We start from the raw sequence: 18,700 nt of genomic DNA on the forward strand, positions 1-18,700 counted from the left end.
GATGAACACGATCAAACGAATCGATCCGCGCCGGCCGTTCATCATCACGGCCGCCGGCCTGAAGCGCATCACGCTCGGCGAGGAAGGCAGCGCCGATGCGAACGCCGCGCACTGGTCCGCGCACGGTCATGGCGCGACGGCGGCGAAGCCGCGCCGCGCGCTGCAGGATCCGAAGCACGTGATGCTGGTGGTCGCGCACAGTGAGCGCGGCGCGCTCGACGAGCATTCCCGGCAGGCGATCGCCGCCGCCGCGTTGCTCGCCGATGCGCAGACCGAAGTCGCGCTGCTCGCGTTCGGCGAGCTGAAGGACGACGTGGCCGAACTGGGCGTCGACAAGCTGCTCGAACTGGCCGGTTTCGATCGGCGCGCGTTCGATCCTGAAAGCGAATTGCAAGCGTTGCAGGCCTGTGTGGCCGCACTCGCGCCGAAACACGTGTTCGTGCCCGACAACGCGACGGGCGACGGCGATCTCGGCCGGCGTTACGCGGCGGCCGCCGGCGCGAGCGTCGCGACGCACGTCGTCGAGATCGACGCGAAGCATGTCGGCGCGTATGCGCATGCCGGTCGCGCGTTCGCCACCCGTGCGCTGCCCGACGTGATCCTGCTCGCGCAGAACGCCGTCGACGCGAAGCTGCCGTTCGTCGGCGCGGGCGAACGCGTGGCCGCCGACTTCATCCGCCCGGCCCATGACGCCGCGCAGCCGTACCGCGATCTCGGCCTCGACGAAATCGACGCGGCACAGGTCGCGCTCGAGGAAGCCGATTTCATCGTGTCGGCCGGCAACGGCGTGTCCGACATCGGCGCGTTCGAGCGGCTGGCCGGCGTGTTCGGCGCGGCGATCGGCGCGAGCCGCGTCGCGGTCGACAACGGCCATTTCACGCGCGACAAGCAGGTCGGCGCCACCGGCAAGACGGTCGAGGCGAGCGTGTACATCGCGTTCGGCATCTCGGGCGCGGTGCAGCATCTGCAGGGGATCAAGGACTGCCGCCATGTGATCGCGGTGAACCTCGACGGCAGCGCGCCGATCGCGAAGCGCGCGAACCTGACGGTGGTCGGCGACGCGCAGGGCACGATCGCCGCGCTGATCGAACAGGTGCAGGCTGCGCGCGCCGCGCGCGGCGAATCGCCGGCCGCGCTCGGCACGCGTGAACCCGAAGGAGTCGCCGCATGAACGCCCCCCGCCAGTTGCAACGTATCGCGGTGCTCGTGTCCGTCGGCCGGCATCCGGTCAGCGGCGTCGCGCGCTACAGCCGCAACGACGCGGCCGCACTCGAAACCGGCCGCCAGCTCGCCGAGCGGCATCGCGCGACGCTCCACGTGATCCATGCCGGCGACCCGGCGAACGCGGCACTTGCCGAATATCTGGCGCTCGGCGCCCGGGAGGTCGAGGTGCTGGCCTGCCGCGACGGCGACGATGCCGTGCACGCGCTCGCCGCCCGCGTCGAAGGCTACGACCTGGTGCTGACCGGCACGCGCGCCGAAGGCGCGTACGACACCGGGATGCTGCCGTACCGCGTCGCTGCGGCGCTCGGTTATCCGCTCGTCGGCTCGGCCGTCGACGTGAGCGTCGACGGCAGCCGCGTTGCGGTCCGGCAATTTTTGCCGAAAGGGCTGCGGCGGCGCGTCGATGCGGCGCTGCCGGCCGTCGTCGCCGTCCATCCGCTCGCCAATGCGGAGCCGCGCTACGCGTACGCACGGCTGCGTGCCGGCGCGATCCGACCGGCGCTCGCGGCACCCGGCGTGGACGCCGATGCGGCTGCATGGGCGGTCGGCCCGGTCGAGCGTAAACCCGTAAAACTGGTCGCCGCCGAGAAGCGCTCCGGGCATGCCCGGATGCTGTCCGCGACGACGACCGAAAGCCGCGGCGGCAACGTCGTAAATGAAGGGAGTTCGGTCGAAAAAGCACAAGTGATCCTCGCGTATTTGCGCGAGCATCAGCTCATCGACTATTGATTTTGATGCCTGTCGGCAAGAACCCAGGGATGCAAGGAATCCGGAGCAAACGATGAAAGTATCGGCAGACATTCGTGCATTGATCGAGCGGCGCAAGGAAGGGCACAGCCTCGAAGCGCCGTTCTACACGAGCGAGGACATCTTTGCGCTCGACATGGAGGCGATTTTCCGCCAGCACTGGATCCAGGTGGCGATCGAGCCGGACATTCCGGAGCCGGGCGACTACGTGACCGTGCAACTGGGGAACGACTCGATCCTGATCGTGCGCGACGACGACATGGCGATCCGCGCGTTCCACAACGTGTGCCGCCACCGCGGCGCGCGCCTGTGCAACGAGGACAAAGGCTCGGTCGGCAACATCGTGTGCCCGTACCACAGCTGGACCTACAACCTGACGGGCCAGCTGATGTTCGCCGAGCACATGGGCGAAAAGTTCGACCGCTGCAAGCACAGCCTGAAGTCGGTGCACGTCGAGAACCTCGCGGGCCTGATCTTCATCTGCCTCGCCGACGAGCCGCCGGTCGATTTCGCGCAGATGCGCGCCGAGATGGAGCCGTACCTGCTGCCGCACGATCTGCCGAACACGAAGATCGCCGCGCAGATCGACATCATCGAGGAAGGCAACTGGAAGCTCACGATGGAAAACAACCGCGAGTGCTATCACTGCGTCGCGAACCATCCGGAGCTCACCATCTCGCTGTACGAATACGGCTTCGGCTACCAGCGTTCCGACGCGAACGCCGAAGGCATGGACGCATTCGCGGAAACCTGCGTGCGGCGCGGCAAGGAGTGGGCCGAGATGGGCCTGCCGTCCGCCGAAATCGAAAAGCTGCTCGACGTGACGGGTTTCCGCACGCAGCGGCTGCCGCTCGATCGCCACGGCGAATCGCAGACGCTCGATGCGAAGGTCGCGTCGAAGAAGCTGCTCGGCGGCTTCGACAAGGCGGACCTCGGCGGGCTGTCGTTCTGGACCCAGCCGAATTCGTGGCACCACTTCATGAGCGATCACATCGTGACGTTCTCGGTGATTCCGCTGTCGGCCGGCAAGACGCTCGTGCGCACGAAGTGGCTCGTGCACAAGGACGCGAAGGAAGGCATCGACTACGACGTGAAGAACCTCACGGCCGTGTGGAACGCGACCAACGACCAGGACCGCGCGCTCGTCGAATTCTCGCAGCGCGGCGCGACCAGCAGCGCGTACGAGCCGGGCCCGTACTCGCCGTTCACGGAAGGTCTCGTCGAAAAATTCTCAGCCTGGTACATCGGCCGGCTCGCCGAAAAAACCGGCGCGTAGTCGTCAGCGGAACAGCAAGCGGAGTCAGACATGATGCGAGATGCGGCCAACTTCGAGCCGACGGACAGCCGGGTGACGCGCCCGGCGTTCTGGAATGCCCTTCCCGAGCGCTGGACGAGCGACGTCGAGGAAACGCTGGTGTGCTGCCACGTGCGGCAGGAAACGCACGACGTGAAGAGTTTCTTCTTCCGTTCGCCGCAGGGCCGCGCGTTCTCGTTCGAGCCCGGGCAGTTCCTCACGCTCGAACTCGACATCGACGGCGAGACGATCAACCGGTGCTACACGATCTCGTCGTCTCCGGCGCGGCCGCATACGGTGTCGATCACGGTGAAGCGCGTGCCGGGCGGCAAGGTGTCGAACTGGCTGCACGACAACCTGCAGCCGGGCGCATCGGTGCGCGTGCTCGGCCCGGCCGGCGAATTCACGTGCGCACGGCATCCGGCGCGCAAGTACCTGTTCCTGTCGGCCGGCTCGGGCGTCACGCCGCTGATGTCGATGAGCCGCGCGCATCATGATCTCGCCGAGGACCGCGACATCCTGTTCGTGCACAGCGCACGCACGCCGGACGACATCATCTTCGCGCGCGAGCTCGACCTGATCGCGTCGAACCATACGAACTTCCGCACGTCGTTCGTCGTCGAGCGCGTGGGCGCACGGACCAACTGGCCGGGCGTCACGGGCTTCCTGACGCTGCCGCTGCTGAAGCTGATCGCACCGGATTTCATGGAGCGCGAAATCTTCACGTGCGGCCCCGCGCCGTACATGAAGGCCGTGCGCGACCTGCTCGACGAAGCCGGATTCGATCGCAAGCAGTATCACGAGGAAAGCTTCTCGTTCGAGACGCTCGCGCAGACCGCGAGCGACGAGCTGCTCGCCGATCTCGTGCCGCCGGCCGACGGTGCGGACACCGCCACGAAGCAGTATACGGTCAGCTTCGCGAAGAGCAATCGCGAGATTGCGTGCGGCTCGGAGCAGCACGTGCTGGATGCGGCGCGCCAGTCGGGCGTACGGCTGCCGGCTTCGTGCACGCAGGGCATGTGCGGCACCTGCAAGGTGAAGCTCGTGTCGGGGCAGGTGGAGATGAAACACAACGGCGGTATCCGCCAGCGCGAGATCGACCAGGGGATGGTGCTGCTGTGCTGCAGCAAGCCGCTGTCGGATCTCGTGATAGACAAGTAAAACAAGTAGACGCGCCATCGGCTGGCCCGCAGGCGTCGCCTGCGGACAAGCATCCGTCGCAAAACGACCGGATCGCCGAATTGTGGTTGAAGAACCTAGAGAGACAACGCGCCGGCGTGCGCATTTCAAGGAGATCGACCATGAAGCTGTTCGGAAAACTGTTTTGGACCGGCGCACTGTCGGCCATGGTGGCATTGAGCGCATCGGCGCTTGCCGATACGAAGCCCACGCTGAAGATCGGCTACGTCGAAGGCTGGGACGACAGCGTCGCGACGTCGAACGTCGCGGCCCGCGTGATCGAGAAGAAGCTCGGCTACGAAGTGAAGCTCGTGCCGGTCGCGGCCGGGATCATGTGGCAGGGCGTCGCGCGCGGCGATCTCGATGCGACGCTGTCCGCGTGGCTGCCGGTCACGCACGGGTCGTACTGGGATGAATACAAGTCCAAGGTCGTCGACCTCGGCGCGAATTTCCCCGATGCGAAGATCGGCCTGATCGTGCCCGCTTACGTGAAGGCGAAGAGCATCGACGACCTGAACGCGGAGAAGGCCAGCTTCGGCGGCCGGATCGTCGGCATCGATGCGGGCGCCGGCGTGATGCGCAAGACCGACGACGCGATCAAGAGCTACGGGCTGAGCTACACGCTGATGCCGAGTTCGGGCAGTGCGATGACGGCCGAGCTGTCGCGCTCGGTCAATGCGAACAAGCCGGTCATCGTGACGGGCTGGGCGCCGCACTGGATGTTCGCGAAGTGGAAGCTGCGCTTCCTCGACGATCCGAAGAAGGTGTTCGGCGGCGCGGAGCACGTCGACAGCGTCGTGAATCCGCAGCTCGAAACGAAGGCCAAGCCGGTCGTCGCATTCCTGAAGAAATTCCAGTGGAAGCCGGGTGAAATCGACAGCGTGATGCTCGCGATCCAGAACGGTTCGAAGCCGGAAGCGGCGGCCGATGCGTGGATCGCGGCGCATGCCGACCGCGTGAATTCGTGGACGGAAGGCGCGCAGTAAGCACACGGCGAGCGCGTGACGATTCGTCACGCGCGGCACGTCGACAATCCCCATAAAAAACATACCGGGAATGGCATGAAGGAATCCGAAACAATCGCGATGAACTGCGGCCATATCCCGAAACTCTGTTGCTGATTCTGCAAAAAACCCCGTAAGTTGTTACACTACGGCCCTTGCGCAAGAGTCATCACAGCTTACATGGGACCAGAGCCAGCGTTCACGCGCGCTCTGATCAACAGGAGGAATTGGATGAGTCAGGCAGGACTGCGTGCGAATCGCACCAGTGACGTTGAGGCAACCATCTCACATGATTCGACGGGCCACACGCTGCATCGTGGCCTCACCTGGAAAGACGCTTTTTGGGTAACGAGCGGCGTGCCGGCTGGCGTGCTGTTCACGATCGGCGGCGTATGCGCGACGATCGGCCAGCCCGCGTGGGCGATCTGGATCGCCGCGATCACGATGGGGCTGATTCAAAGCGCGACTTATGCGGAAATATCGGGGCTATTTCCCCATAAATCGGGCGGCGCGTCCGTGTATGGCGCGATCGGCTGGGTCCGTTACAGCAAGCTGATTGCCCCGGTGTCCGTGTGGTGCAACTGGCTCGCGTGGTCGCCGATGCTCGCGCTCGGCTGCGGCCTCGCGGCGAGCTATGCGCTCACGAGCCTCTTTCCCGCCAACGCGGCGGTGCTGCACTGGCAGCTCAAGGTTGCCGATCTCGGGTTCATCAAGCCGGGTCTTTCGCTGCGGATCAATGCGACGTTCATCATCGCGACGATCCTGCTTCTCATCACGTTCAAGCTTCAACATAGCGGCGCATCGAAAGCGGCACGCACGCAGCGCATTCTCGGCATCGCGTCGCTCACGCCGCTCTTGATCGTCGGCATCGTGCCGTTCGTGTTCGGCGACGTGCCGATGTCGAACCTGCTGCCGCTGCTGCCGCTCGGTCACGACGCGCACGGCAACGTCACGGCCGCGACGTTCGGCACGTGGAACGGGCAGGGTGTGACGATGGCGCTCGGCGCGATGTTCATGGCCGGCTGGGCGTCGTACGGCTTCGAGACGGCCGTCTGCTACACGCGTGAATTCCGCGACCCGCGCCGCGACACCGCTAAGGCGATCTTCTGGTCGGGCGCGCTGTGTCTCGTCGTGATGACGCTCGTGCCGCTGGCGTTCCAAGGCGCGCTCGGCACGCAGGCGATGCTCGATCCAGCGATCGGCGACGGCACCGGCGTCGCGGCCGCAATGGCGAAGATCGTCGGCGGCGGCGCATGGGTCGCGAATGCGGTGGTCGTGATGCTGATGCTGTCGATCCTGCTGATCGTGATGACGTCGATGATGGGCTCGTCGCGCACGCTGTACCAGGCATCGGTCGACGGCTGGCTGCCGAAGTACCTGTCGCACGTGAACGAGCACGGCTCGCCCACCCGCGCGATGTGGACCGATCTCGGCTTCAACCTCGTGTTGCTGATGATGTCGGACTACATGACGGTGCTGTCGATCTCGAACGTCTGCTACATGCTGTTCGTATTCCTGAATCTTCAGTCGGGCTGGATCCACCGGATGGATCGCGGCAACTGGGATCGGCCGTTCCGCTGCCCGACATGGCTGCTCGTCGGCGGCGCGATCTGCGGCTATGCGAACCTCGTCTATGTCGGCGCGGGTGCGAACCTGCAGGGCGAGGGCACACTGCGCAACGGGCTGATCGCGATGCTGCTGATCGTGCCGGTGTTCCTGTTCCGCCACTACTGGCAGGATCGCGGTCGCTTCCCCGCGCAGATGCAGCGCGACATGGAGCTCGAGGTACCGAAGCGCGCGATGTGGCTGAACCTGATGCCTTACGCGGCGCTGGTCGGCGCGGGGCTGACGATCTGGTTGTCGTATTACTTTGCTTGGGTGAAGTAACGCGCCACGCCGTGTAACGAAGCGCTGCGTCCGGAAACCGCACACGGACGCTGCGATCGATGTCACGGCAACCAATGAAGAAAGCCCGACCGGCTGGCAAGCGGTCGGGCTTTCGTCATTCATGCCGGCGTGCGCGACGCATTCACGGAGCGTGGCCGCTTGATTTTGAGAATGATCGGTTCTAATATCGGCATCCATGAGCCCGATCTCGACATCTTCCGGCGCCCGTGACAGGGGGCGCCCACGTGAATTCGACACCGACGAGGTGATCGACGCCGCTGCACGCGTGTTCTGGGAGCAGGGGTATCACGCGACGTCGATCGACGCGTTGTGCGAGGCGACCGGCGTTTTCCGCGGCAGCCTGTACCGCACGTTCGGCGACAAGCATGGGCTGCTGGTCGCCGCGTTCGACCGCTATGCGGAAGGTGCGATCGCCCGGCTCAAGGAGCGTCTCGCGGCCGATCTGCCGCCGCGGCAGGCACTTAGGGAAGCACTGCTGCATTACACGGAAATCGGCGTGCGGCTGTCGGAGCGACGCGGCTGCTTCATCACGAATTCGGCCGTCGAACTCCTGCCCGGTGACGACGCACTGCGCCCGTACATCGAGTCGACCCTGTTGCGCATCGGCACGCAATTCAGTCTCGCCGTCGCGCGCGGCCAGCAGGCCGGCGATTTCGATCGGAACCTCGATCCGGAAGAGGTCGGCCGATTCCTGCTGTGCCTGATCCAGGGCATGCGCGTGCTGGGCAAGTCGAGTGCGTCGGAGGCGGAGCTGGCATCGATCGTCGATATCGCGATGCGGGCGCTGACCTGATTTTTTTTGACAATTTTGAGAACGATCGGTTTCAAATGCGGGGTATTCCGAATGCTCGCATTGCCACCGTGAAGGGCAGGCAAGGACAGCAAGGCAGTTGACGCGACACTGCCGCTGCGCGCAGCCGCACCGGCATCATTTTTCAATTAATTTGGGAATGATCAGTCATGAATAACGCAACTCTCGCAGTGCCCGGTGCGAACGCGTACGGGAAAGGCGTCGTGTCATGCATGGCCGCGACGATCCTGATGGGTGTGATGTTTCCGGTGATGACCGATGCGTTGCGGTACATCGATCCCTTTACGTTCACGTCGCTGCGCTATCTGATTGCGGGCACGGGCTTCATCGCGTTGCTGCGGATCGTCGAAGGGCCCGGTGCATTCCGGTCGGCCGGCGAGCCCGTGGCGCTCGCGTGGCTGCTCGGGTCGATCGGTTTTTGCGGATTCGGATCGTTCGTATTCCTGGGTCAGCAACTGGCCGGCGACGAAGGCGCGCTGACCGCGTCGATCATGATGGCGACGCAGCCGATGATGGGGCTCCTGCTCAACGCCCTGTTGCGGCGTGTCGCGCCCGCACCGGTGTCGATCCTGTTCGTCGTGCTGTCCTTTACCGGCGTGGCCCTCGTCATTACCCGCGGCGACGTGATCGCCGCGCTGCACGAACCGCGGCACTATGCGGCCAACGCGCTGATCGTCGTCGGCGCGTTGTGCTGGGTCGTCTATACGTTCGGCGCGGCGCGTTTTACCCGCTGGTCGGCGCTGAAATACACGACCTTCACGACGTGGCTCGGACTGACCACGATCGTCGCGGTCAACGTGGTGCTGATCGTCACGCACCGGATCGCGGCGCCGTCACTGGCCGCCGTGCACGCGGTGCTGCCGCATCTCGTGTACATGGGGCCGGTGGCCGGTTTCGGCGCGATCCTGCTCTGGATGACGGGCAACCGGATTCTCGGGCCGATGAACGGCGTGCTGTTCATGGACATCGTACCCATCACGGCATTCGCCGTTTCCGCATTCACGGGCGTCGTGCCCAATCATGCACAGATCGCAGGCGCCGCCCTGACGGGCACGGCGCTGATCCTGAACAACCTGTACCTGCGCCGCAGGGCGCGTCGCATCGGCACGACGCCCGCGCGCGTGCCGTCGGTTACCCCATGAGCGTCGCGTCCTTCGCGCGTTACGAAAACACCACCGTCCGATCCCCGTTCAGAAACACCCGCCGCTCGATGAACGCCTTCACCGCGCGCGCGAGCGTGAGCGATTCGACGTCGCGCCCCACCGCGAGCAGTTGCTCGGGGCGCAGCGCATGATCGACGCGCTCGACCACTTGCTCGATGATCGGGCCTTCGTCGAGATCGTCGGTGACGAAGTGCGCGGTCGCGCCGATCAGCTTCACGCCGCGCGCATGCGCCTGGTGATACGGCTTCGCGCCCTTGAAGCCGGGCAGAAACGAGTGATGGATGTTGATCGCGCGGTTCGCGAGCTTCGCGCTCGTCTCCCGCGACAGCACCTGCATGTAGCGCGCGAGGATCACGAGCTCGGCGCCGCTCGACTCGAAGAAGTCGAGCCACTGTGCTTCCTGCTGCGCCTTCGTATCGGCCGTGATCGGGAAGTGGCGGAACGGCAGCCCGTGCTGCGCGGCGAGCGGCTCGAAGTCGGGATGGTTCGACACGATGCCGACGATGTCCATCTTCAGCTCGCCCATCCGCCAGCGGAACAGCAGGTCCGCGAGGCAGTGCTCGAGCTTCGACACCATGATCAGCACCTTGGGCCGTGCGTTCACGTCGTGGATGGCCCACTGCATGTCGTCCTGCTCGCCGCCGAGACTGGCCGCGATCGGCGCGAATTCCTGGCGCAGCGCGTCGATCTGCAGCGTCTCGTCCGTCGGATGAAACACGCAGCGCACGAAGAAGCGGTTGCTGAGATCGTCGTCGAACACGTTCAGCGCATCGACGTAGCAGCGATGGCGATCGAGAAAGCCGACGACGGCGGCGACCTGGCCGGCCGCGCTCGGGCACGACAGTGTCAGGACGAATTGATCGGGGCGGTGCTCGGCGGTCATGAGACTCCTCGGGTGGCATGGGCGCACGGCCGTGCGGCGGCGCACGAAAGCGCCGCGCCGCGCGGGTAGCGGGAGGCTCAAGTAAATCAGGACGATTTCGGGGCGGATAGAACCAACGCGCCGTGTGGCTGGTATCGGCGCGCCAGCGCGCGGGGGCGGGCAGGGCCCGTCACGCGCTCGCGCACGCGTCGAGCAGCCAGCGCCGGAACACGTGGGTCGCGTCCGGCTCGGGCCGCTGCGGCGGCCGCACCAGGAAGTAGCCGCGCGACGTGACGACCGGCGCGTCGACGAGCTTCACGAGTTGCCCGGACGCGACGAGTTCGTCGACGAGCGGCGACCAGCCGAGCGCGACGCCTTCGCCTAGCAGCGCCGCATGGATCACGAGCGCGTAGCTGTTGAAGGTCACGCCGCGCGCGGCGGCCGCTGGTTCGAGCCCGTGCGCGTCGAACCAGCCGGACCACGACAGCCAGCGCTCGGGGCGCGTCGGCTGCACGTGCAGCAGCGGCAGCGCGAGCAGGTGGTCGGCCCGCGCGACGTCGGGGTGCGCAGCGCGGAACGCGGGCGAGCACACGGGCGTGACCGATTCCGGAAAGAGCCGTGCGGCGGTGCACGACGGCCAGTGGCCGTCGCCGAACAGGATCGCGATGTCGCCGTGATCGCGCTGCGCGTCGTAATCCTGTGACGTGACGACGCGCACGTCGACGTCCGGCATCACGCGCTTCAGCCCGGCGAGACGCGGCATCAGCCAGTAGGTCGCGAAACCGAAGTCGGTGACGATCGTGAGGGAACCGTGCTCGCGACGCGCCCGCAGCGTCGCGGTCGCGCCGCGCAGCGTGTCGAGGCTGAGCCGCACGGCTTCGTACAGGCACTGGCCGTCGGCCGTCAGCGTGACGCCGCGCGGGCTGCGTTCGAACAGCGGCACGCCGAGTTCGGCTTCGAGCTGGTACACCTGCTGGCTCACGGCCGGCTGCGTCGAGCCGAGCTCGCGCGCGGCGGCCGTGAAGCTCGCGAGCCGGGCGGCCGATTCGAACGCACGCAGCGCCTGCATCGACGGTAACGGTTCGGGTTTCGACATAAGTCTCTCTAATGGCCCCATAAGGGCCGGACGCCTACCCGCGCGAATTCGGGCGGGGGATAGTGCATCGGACGGTACCGCACACGCGCTTCGCGGCCGGCGGCCACGCCTTCCGCGATTCTAGCCAGCGCGGGCCGCACGCGCGGCAGTTTCTTCGGGCCGCCTCCGTCATGCCGGACGTCTCGCCGCCCGAGCGGCGCGCCGTTCCATTCGAACACCGTTTTCCCCACGACCGCCGATGACGAACCCGACACCCAACATCCTGATCCTGATGGCCGACCAGCTCACGCCGTTCGCGCTGCCGGCCTACGGCAACCGCGTCGCGCGCACGCCGACGCTCGACCGGCTCGCCGCGCAAGGCGTGGTGTTCGACGCCGCGTACTGCGCGAGCCCGCTGTGCGCGCCGTCGCGTTTCTCGCTGCTGACGGGCAAGCTGCCGTCGGGGATCGGCGCCTACGATAACGCCGCCGAATTGCCGGCGCAAACGCTGACGTTCGCGCACTACCTGCGCGCGGGCGGCTACCGGACGATGCTGTCCGGCAAGATGCATTTCTGCGGGCCGGATCAACTGCACGGTTTCGAGGAGCGCCTCACGACCGACATCTATCCGGCGGATTTCGGCTGGGTGCCCGACTGGGACCACCCGACCGAGCGACCGAGCTGGTATCACAACATGAGTTCGGTGCTGGAGGCCGGCCCGTGCGTGCGCACGAACCAGCTCGACTTCGACGACGAAGTCACGTTCGCCGCGAAGCAGAAGCTGTACGACGTCGCACGCGAGCGCGCGGCCGGGCACGATGCGCGGCCGTTCTGCATGGTCGTGTCGCTGACCCATCCGCACGACCCGTATGCGATCACGCGCGAATACTGGGATCGCTACGGCGACGAAGAAATCGACATGCCGGCCGTGCGGCTCGATGCGGCGCAAAGCGATCCGCATTCGCAGCGGCTGCGCTTCGTGTGCGAGAACGACCGCACGCCGCCCACCGACGCGCAGATCCGCGCCGCGCGCCGCGCGTACTACGGCGCGACGTCGTACGTCGATACGCAGTTCGGCGGCGTGCTGGCCGCGCTCGAACAGTGCGGGTTCGCGGACGACACGATCGTGATCGTCACGTCCGACCACGGCGACATGCTCGGCGAGCGCGGGCTCTGGTACAAGATGACGTTCTTCGAAGGCGGCTGCCGCGTGCCGCTGATCGTCCATGCGCCGGGCCGCTTCGATGCCGCGCGCGTGCGCGGGCCCGTGTCGCACCTCGACCTGCTGCCGACGCTCGTCGACCTGGCCGGTGTCGCACCGGCCGGCGGCTGGCCCGATGCAGTCGACGGCGCGAGCCTCGTGCCGCACCTGCGCGGCACGCCTACGCACGACGTCGCGCTCGGCGAATACCTCGCCGAAGGCGCGATCGCGCCGGTCGTGATGATTCGCAGCGGCGACTGGAAGTACGTGCATTGCCCGCTCGATCCCGACCAGCTCTACAACCTGTCGGACGACCCGCGCGAGCTGACGAACCTGGCCGGTGCGCCGGAGGCCGCGGGCGTGCTCGCCGCGTTCCGCGCGCAAGCCGCGCAGCGCTGGAACCTGCCCGAGCTGGACCGGCAGGTGCGCGCGAGCCAGCGGCGCCGGCGCTTCCATTACGCGGCGACGACACAGGGCCGTATCCAGGCGTGGGACTGGCAGCCGTTCACCGACGCGAGCCAGCGTTACATGCGCAATCACATCGAACTCGACACGCTCGAGGCGATGGCGCGCTTTCCGCGCGTCGGGCGCTGAGCGTCCGGCAGTGCGAACCTTGACGAACGACGGAGGAAGCGGACGATGAAACGGCAATGCAATGCAGCAATCCGAAGGATCGGCGCGGCGTTCGCCGCGGCCGCGTGCCTGCTGACGGCGCCAGGCGCGCGGGCGGCCGACCCGCAGACGTGCGGCAACGTGAAGATGGCGGCGCCCGGCTGGACCGACATCGATGCGACGAACGCGATGGCGGGCGTCGTGCTGAAGGCGCTCGGCTACCGGCAGGACGTGGCGAACCTGTCGGTGCCGATCACGTACCAGGGGTTGAAGAAAGGGCAGGTCGACGTGTTCCTCGGCAACTGGATGCCCGCGCAGGCGCCGCTCGTGAAGCCGTTCGTCGATGAGAAATCGATCGACGTGCTGCACGCGAACCTGAGCGGCGCGAAGTTCACGCTCGCCGTGCCTGATTACGTGGCGGCCGCCGGCGTGCATACGTTCGCCGATCTCGCGCGCAACGCGGACCGCTTCGGCGGCAAGATCTACGGGATCGAGCCCGGCGCCCCCGCGAACCAGAACATCAAGCGGATGCTCACCGATCACGCGCTCGGGCCGGCGAACTGGTCGCTCGTCGAATCGAGCGAGACGGGCATGCTCACGCAGGTCGAGCGCGCGGTACGCGACAAGCGCTGGATCGTGTTTCTCGCGTGGGAGCCGCACCTGATGAACACGAAGTTCCACCTGACCTACCTGTCGGGCGGCGACGCGTATTTCGGGCCGAACTACGGCGGCGCGACGGTCAATACGGTCACGCGGCCAGGGTTCGCGGGTCAGTGCGCGAATCTCGCGCGGCTGTTCCGGCAGATGACGTTCTCCGTCGACGTCGAGAACCGGATGATCGCCGACATGCTCGACAACAAGACGTCGCCCGCGCTCGCGGCGCAGCATGCGCTGAAGGCCGACCCGGCGCTGGTTGCCGGCTGGCTGGACGGCGTGACGACGGCGGCCGGCGCGCCGGGCCTGCCGGCCGTGCGCGCGGCCCTCGACGGCCGTTGATTCCTCCCTTCGGGCGGCCGGTTTCGGCCGTGCCGCCTGTCTACGTGTTTTCCCGACCGGGTCGCATCGTGACCATTTAGTGTCGCCTTCAGACGGGTGACGCGAAATATGGGTTTGTATTTTTCGCCAATGGCTGCGTTATTGCGAAAAACGAAATGCCGAAGCCAGCGGGCGGTCTGAATTCGAATCCACCGGTGCATCGCGGCACACGCCGGGACGAGATTCTATCCATCGAACGGTTCAGGGAGGGTGGTCGACAATGAAGCACACGAAAGTTGCCGTAGCCGCCGCGCTTGCATGCGCGGCCTGCATTCCCGCCATCGGGCATGCGCAGAGCAGTGTGACGCTGTACGGGATTCTCGACGCGGGCATTACGTACGTGAACAACACGGGCGGCTCGCACGTGGTCAAGTTCGACGACGGCGTCGCGTACGGGAACCGCTTCGGCCTCAAGGGCACCGAAGACCTCGGCGGCGGCCTGAAGGCCGTGTTCACGCTCGAGAGCGGTTTCCGCCTCGGCAACGGGCAACTCGGCTTCGGCGGCGCCGAATTCGGCCGACAGGCGTATGTCGGCCTGCAGAACGACTGGGGCACGCTGTCGTTCGGCAACCAGCTCGACATCACGAACGAACTCGTGTCGATCTACAACATCTCGGCGTGGGGCAGCGGCTATGCGATCCACCAGGGCGACTTCGACCGCTTCAACGGCGACCGCCTGCCGAATTCGGTGAAGTTCCTGTCGAACGACCTCAACGGCTTCAAGTTCGGCGCGATGTATTCGTTCGGCAACGTCGCGGGCAACTTCCACCGGAACAGCGCATGGAGCGCGGGCGCGAGCTTCACGAAGGGCGACTTCTCGATCGGTGCCGCGTACACGCGCCTGAACAACCCGAACGGCATCTATGCGTTCGACCCGTACGCGATGATCGGCACGCACACGTTCCTCGGCCAGCAGACCGTCACCGTCGATCCGGCGACCGGCGCGCGCACCGACCTGTTCTCGAACACCGCGATGGACGTCGACAGCCAGGGCACGTTCGGCATCGGCACGAGCTACACGATCGGCAAGCTGACGCTCGACGGCAACTTCTCGTACACGACGATCAAGGGCTTCGGCCAGTCGTCGCACATGCAGGTGTACGAAGGCGGCGGCTCGTACCAGTTCACGCCGGCACTGAGCCTGATCGCCGGCTACCAGCACACGCGCTTCGAAGGCCATCACTGGAACCAGGGCACGGCGGGCCTGCATTACCTGCTGTCGAAGCGCACGGATGTCTACATCTCCGGCGACTACCTGCGCGCGTCGCAGGGTGTCGATGCGGTGATCGGCTACAGCTTCACGCCGTCGACCACGCAGACGCAGGCCGACGTGCGGATCGGGATGCGGCATTCGTTCTGATCGGCGTAGGGTGGGGCGGCGACGTCTTCAGCGAGAGGTCTCTCTTTGGCGCGAACCGAGGTTCGCGCTTTTTTTTTTGACGGATGCGAACGCCCGCCCGACGGTATTGACCGTTGCCGTCTATAGGCGCTAGCATCGTCCGCATGCCCGATCACGCCATTTCCCTCTCCACGCCGCGCCGCGCATGTTGTCAGAACATGCCAGGGGGAAGTTGCGTCCAGCGAACTCGCTGAACATTCAAGCAATCGCCTTCCGGCCGCCTGTGATGCAAAACAGGCGGCCTTTTTGTTTTTGGACCGCCCCTTTCGGGATGGAGAAACTCGATGCCGCTCGCGCTGTATGACACCTGGTCGCGTACCGTACGCCCGTTTACCCCGATCCGTGCCGGCCAGGTCGGCATGTACTGCTGCGGCCCCACGGTCTACGACGATGCGCACATCGGCAACCTGCGTACCTACGTGTTCGAGGATCTCCTGCGGCGCGTGCTGGAGCGCAACGGCTACGCAGTCCGGCACGTCGTCAATATCACCGACGTCGGCCACCTGACGTCGGATGCGGACGAAGGCGAGGACAAGATGGAGAAGGGCAGCCGCCGCACCGGCGAATCGGCGTGGGCCATCGCCCGGCGCTACACGGAAGCGTTCATCCGGGACTGGCGCGCGCTCAATCTCCTCGAGCCGGCGGTCTGGTGCCGCGCCACCGATCATATCGACGAACAGATCGCGTTCATCGCGACGCTCGAGCGCGCCGGCTACGTGTACCGGACGGACGACGGCCTCTACTTCGACACCAGTCGGCAGGACGACTACGGTTATCTCGCGCGGCTGGACCGCGCGGGGCTGCAGGCGGGCAAGCGGGTGGCGCGGGGTGGCAAGCGGAGCATCACGGATTTCGCGTTGTGGAAGTTCAGCCCGGCCGACGTCAAGCGGCAAATGGAATGGGACAGCCCGTGGGGCCGCGGCTTTCCGGGCTGGCATATCGAGTGCTCGGCGATGTCGGCGAAGTATCTCGGCACGTTGTTCGACATCCATTGCGGCGGCGAGGATCACATCGCCGTGCATCACAGCAACGAGATCGCGCAGACCCGCGCGGCCCACGGCACGCAGCTCGCGAACTACTGGATGCACGGGCACTTCCTGACGCTCGACGCCGATACGAAGATGTCGAAATCGAGCGGCGAATTCGTTCGGCTGCAGACGTTGCAGCGCCGGCACGTCGATCCGCTCGCGTACCGTTACCTGTGCCTGACGGCCCACTATCGCAGCAAGCTGCATTTCACGTGGGCGTCGCTCGACGCCGCGCAAACCGCGCTGAACCGGCTGCGGCACCTCCATGCCGGCTGGCCGGACGGCGGGCGCGTCGATGCGGATTTCGCCGCGCGCTTCGACGCGGAACTGAACGAGGACCTGAATCTGCCCAGGGCGCTCGCGGTGCTGTGGGATCTGGTCAGGAGCGACCTGCCGGCGGCGACGCTGAAAGCGACCGTCGACAGCTTCGACGCCGTGCTCGGCCTCGGTTTGCGCGAATGGCGGCCGGTTGCGCCCGACGTTCCCGAACACGTGCGTGCGCTGCTCGACGCGCGCGAGCGCGCTAGGGCGGACCAGGACTGGGCGCAAGCCGACCGGATCCGGCGCGCGTTGAGCGCCGAAGGGTGGCATGTCAAGGACACCGCGGAAGGTCAATGCGTGTCCGCCATCGCCACGGGCCCGACCGAGACGGGCGACCCGACGCGGTGACGTGCGCGGGCCACCGGCATCGTCGGTGGTCTCGCCCACGGCCCGTTTGCCGCGCCTGGCATATCATCGCGATTTATTCGCGTTTGCACCGTCGTCGCGCGCACGCATCGGCGTGCATCGCCGTTCCCGAACGGCGGCGGTGCGCCGCGTCGATCGCCCAGACCTCGATGACCGCCCCCGTGCCCGACTCCGCTCCGTTATCCCCGCTCCCCGCGAACCTGTTCCGCCACGCGCCGTTCCGGCGCTTCTGGGGCACGCGCGTGATGTCTTCGCTGGCTTTCCAGATCCTGTCGGTCGCGATCGGCTGGTACGTGTATGCGCTCACGCATAGCGCGTTCGCACTCGGCCTCGTCGGCCTCGCGCAGTTCGTCCCGATGTTCGCGCTGACGCTCGTCGTCGGGCAGGTGGCCGATCGCTACGACCGCCGTCGGATCGCGACGATCTGCCAGGGCGTCGAGGCACTGGCCGCCGGCGTGTTCCTGGTCGGCGCCGTGCAAGGGTGGCTGGCCGCGCCGGCCGTGTATGCGCTCGCGGCGATCGTCGGCACCGCGCGCGCGTTCGAGTCGCCGTCGGTGTCGTCGCTGCTGCCGGCCGTCGTGCCGCGCACCGACCTGCCGCGCGCGACCGCGTTGTCGACGTCCGCGAACCAGGCCGCGCAGATCCTCGGGCCGGCGTTCGGCGGGTTGCTGTACGGCATCGGCGCGCCCGCCGCGTTCGGCACGAGCGTCGCGGCATTCGCGATCGCGGCGGTGCTGAGCGGCACGATTCCGCTGCGCAGCGCGCCGCCGGCCCGCGAGCCGGTCACGCTGCGCTCGGTGTTTTCCGGCATCGCGTTCATCCGGCGCGAACCGGCGATCCTCGGTGCGCTGTCGCTCGACCTGTTCGCGGTGCTGTTCGGCGGCGCGACCGCGTTGCTGCCGATCTATGCGCGCGACATCCTGCAGGTCGGCCCGTGGGGGCTCGGCGCGTTGCGCGCGGCGCCCGCGGTCGGTGCGCTCGCGGGCACGCTGTGGCTCACGCGCTTTCCGTTGAAGGGGCGGCCGGGCCGCGCGATGTTCGGCGGCGTGATCGCGTTCGGCATCGCGACGATCGTGTTCGGGTTGTCGCGGCACTTCGCGCTGTCGCTCGTCGCGCTGGCCGCGCTCGGCGCGTCGGACGTGGTCAGCGTCGTCGTGCGCCTGTCGCTCGTGCAGTTGCGGACGCCGGACGAGATGCTCGGGCGCGTGAGCGCGGTCAACGCGCTGTTCATCGGGACGTCGAACCAGCTTGGCGAATTCGAGTCGGGCGTGACGGCCGCATGGTGGGGCGCACCGGCCGCGATCGTCGTCGGCGGCACGGCGACGATCCTGGTCGCGCTCGCGTGGATGCGGCTGTTTCCGCAACTGCGGAACATGACGTCGCTCGAACGGGAGCGTTGAAGCGGTGCCGGCGCGGTTTCACGTCCGATGAGCGTGGCTGACGAGCCTGCACGAGGGTGTCGGGACGAGCA

At 66.7% G+C, this 18,700-nt stretch carries 15 protein-coding genes; 13 read left to right on the top strand and 2 right to left on the bottom strand.

What is annotated here, in order from left to right:
- Position 1 precedes the first annotated feature (1 nt).
- The 8 genes from HWX08_RS00345 to HWX08_RS00380 all read left to right on the top strand — a co-directional run bounded on the left by HWX08_RS00345 (position 2) and on the right by HWX08_RS00380 (position 9,309).
- On the top strand, positions 2-1,171 hold the full coding sequence (locus HWX08_RS00345; protein WP_174920904.1) for an electron transfer flavoprotein subunit alpha/FixB family protein: 1,170 nt from the start codon (positions 2-4) through the stop codon (positions 1,169-1,171).
- Positions 1,168-1,953, top strand: a complete 786-nt coding sequence (locus HWX08_RS00350) for an electron transfer flavoprotein subunit beta/FixA family protein (RefSeq protein ID WP_174920903.1) — start codon at positions 1,168-1,170, stop codon at positions 1,951-1,953. The genes HWX08_RS00345 and HWX08_RS00350 overlap by 4 nt, the downstream gene beginning before the upstream one ends.
- Positions 1,954-2,005: 52 nt before the next feature.
- Entirely contained in the window at positions 2,006-3,247 is a 1,242-nt protein-coding gene (locus HWX08_RS00355) for an aromatic ring-hydroxylating oxygenase subunit alpha (RefSeq protein ID WP_069260590.1), read from the top strand.
- A 30-nt stretch (positions 3,248-3,277) separates the two neighbouring features.
- The gene (locus HWX08_RS00360) at positions 3,278-4,426 is read left to right on the top strand and encodes an FAD-binding oxidoreductase (protein WP_107311893.1); all 1,149 of its coding nucleotides are present in this window, start codon (positions 3,278-3,280) and stop codon (positions 4,424-4,426) included.
- A gap of 140 nt (positions 4,427-4,566) precedes the next feature.
- Positions 4,567-5,430 (top strand): glycine betaine ABC transporter substrate-binding protein, encoded by an 864-nt coding sequence (locus tag HWX08_RS00365; RefSeq protein WP_069260588.1) that lies wholly within the window; start codon positions 4,567-4,569, stop codon positions 5,428-5,430.
- Between the two features lie 249 nt (positions 5,431-5,679).
- Complete coding sequence (locus HWX08_RS00370) at positions 5,680-7,335, top strand: trimethylamine N-oxide permease (protein ID WP_174920902.1); 1,656 nt, start codon at positions 5,680-5,682, stop codon at positions 7,333-7,335.
- Positions 7,336-7,531: 196 nt separating this feature from the next.
- Entirely contained in the window at positions 7,532-8,149 is a 618-nt protein-coding gene (locus HWX08_RS00375; RefSeq protein WP_174920901.1) for a TetR/AcrR family transcriptional regulator, read from the top strand.
- Positions 8,150-8,316: 167 nt separating this feature from the next.
- Entirely contained in the window at positions 8,317-9,309 is a 993-nt protein-coding gene (locus HWX08_RS00380) for a DMT family transporter (protein ID WP_174920900.1), read from the top strand.
- A gap of 19 nt (positions 9,310-9,328) precedes the next feature.
- On the opposite strand, the gene purU is transcribed toward HWX08_RS00380, so the two are convergent.
- Both purU and HWX08_RS00390 read right to left on the bottom strand, forming a co-directional pair.
- A complete protein-coding gene (gene purU / locus HWX08_RS00385; RefSeq protein WP_174920899.1) occupies positions 9,329-10,213 on the bottom strand; it encodes a formyltetrahydrofolate deformylase in 885 nt (294 codons plus the stop codon).
- 169 nt (positions 10,214-10,382) lie between these two features.
- Complete coding sequence (locus tag HWX08_RS00390; protein ID WP_174920898.1) at positions 10,383-11,288, bottom strand: choline sulfate utilization transcriptional regulator; 906 nt, start codon at positions 11,286-11,288, stop codon at positions 10,383-10,385.
- A 238-nt stretch (positions 11,289-11,526) separates the two neighbouring features.
- Here HWX08_RS00390 and betC point away from each other — a divergent pair, with 238 nt between their 5' ends.
- The 5 genes from betC to HWX08_RS00415 all read left to right on the top strand — a co-directional run bounded on the left by betC (position 11,527) and on the right by HWX08_RS00415 (position 18,629).
- On the top strand, positions 11,527-13,062 hold the full coding sequence (gene betC, locus HWX08_RS00395; RefSeq protein ID WP_174920897.1) for a choline-sulfatase: 1,536 nt from the start codon (positions 11,527-11,529) through the stop codon (positions 13,060-13,062).
- Positions 13,063-13,107: 45 nt separating this feature from the next.
- Positions 13,108-14,076, top strand: a complete 969-nt coding sequence (choX, locus tag HWX08_RS00400) for a choline ABC transporter substrate-binding protein (RefSeq protein WP_174920896.1) — start codon at positions 13,108-13,110, stop codon at positions 14,074-14,076.
- A 259-nt stretch (positions 14,077-14,335) separates the two neighbouring features.
- A complete protein-coding gene (locus HWX08_RS00405) occupies positions 14,336-15,475 on the top strand; it encodes a porin (RefSeq protein WP_069260583.1) in 1,140 nt (379 codons plus the stop codon).
- A gap of 323 nt (positions 15,476-15,798) precedes the next feature.
- Entirely contained in the window at positions 15,799-17,211 is a 1,413-nt protein-coding gene (gene cysS / locus HWX08_RS00410; RefSeq protein ID WP_174920895.1) for a cysteine--tRNA ligase, read from the top strand.
- A gap of 167 nt (positions 17,212-17,378) precedes the next feature.
- The gene (locus tag HWX08_RS00415; RefSeq protein WP_174920894.1) at positions 17,379-18,629 is read left to right on the top strand and encodes an MFS transporter; all 1,251 of its coding nucleotides are present in this window, start codon (positions 17,379-17,381) and stop codon (positions 18,627-18,629) included.
- Positions 18,630-18,700 lie beyond the last annotated feature (71 nt).

The organism is Burkholderia metallica (assembly GCF_902832845.1).
Taxonomy (GTDB): domain Bacteria; phylum Pseudomonadota; class Gammaproteobacteria; order Burkholderiales; family Burkholderiaceae; genus Burkholderia; species Burkholderia metallica.

Coding starts and splice junctions, on each gene's coding strand:
- HWX08_RS00350 (WP_174920903.1), top strand. CDS start 1,168: ATGAACGCCCCCCGCCAGTTGCAACGTATCGCGGTGCTCGTGTCCGTC.
- HWX08_RS00415 (WP_174920894.1), top strand. CDS start 17,379: ATGACCGCCCCCGTGCCCGACTCCGCTCCGTTATCCCCGCTCCCCGCG.
- betC (WP_174920897.1), top strand. CDS start 11,527: ATGACGAACCCGACACCCAACATCCTGATCCTGATGGCCGACCAGCTC.
- HWX08_RS00380 (WP_174920900.1), top strand. CDS start 8,317: ATGAATAACGCAACTCTCGCAGTGCCCGGTGCGAACGCGTACGGGAAA.
- HWX08_RS00375 (WP_174920901.1), top strand. CDS start 7,532: ATGAGCCCGATCTCGACATCTTCCGGCGCCCGTGACAGGGGGCGCCCA.
- HWX08_RS00370 (WP_174920902.1), top strand. CDS start 5,680: ATGAGTCAGGCAGGACTGCGTGCGAATCGCACCAGTGACGTTGAGGCA.
- cysS (WP_174920895.1), top strand. CDS start 15,799: ATGCCGCTCGCGCTGTATGACACCTGGTCGCGTACCGTACGCCCGTTT.
- purU (WP_174920899.1), bottom strand. CDS start 10,213: ATGACCGCCGAGCACCGCCCCGATCAATTCGTCCTGACACTGTCGTGC.
- choX (WP_174920896.1), top strand. CDS start 13,108: ATGAAACGGCAATGCAATGCAGCAATCCGAAGGATCGGCGCGGCGTTC.
- HWX08_RS00355 (WP_069260590.1), top strand. CDS start 2,006: ATGAAAGTATCGGCAGACATTCGTGCATTGATCGAGCGGCGCAAGGAA.
- HWX08_RS00405 (WP_069260583.1), top strand. CDS start 14,336: ATGAAGCACACGAAAGTTGCCGTAGCCGCCGCGCTTGCATGCGCGGCC.
- HWX08_RS00345 (WP_174920904.1), top strand. CDS start 2: ATGAACACGATCAAACGAATCGATCCGCGCCGGCCGTTCATCATCACG.
- HWX08_RS00360 (WP_107311893.1), top strand. CDS start 3,278: ATGATGCGAGATGCGGCCAACTTCGAGCCGACGGACAGCCGGGTGACG.
- HWX08_RS00365 (WP_069260588.1), top strand. CDS start 4,567: ATGAAGCTGTTCGGAAAACTGTTTTGGACCGGCGCACTGTCGGCCATG.
- HWX08_RS00390 (WP_174920898.1), bottom strand. CDS start 11,288: ATGTCGAAACCCGAACCGTTACCGTCGATGCAGGCGCTGCGTGCGTTC.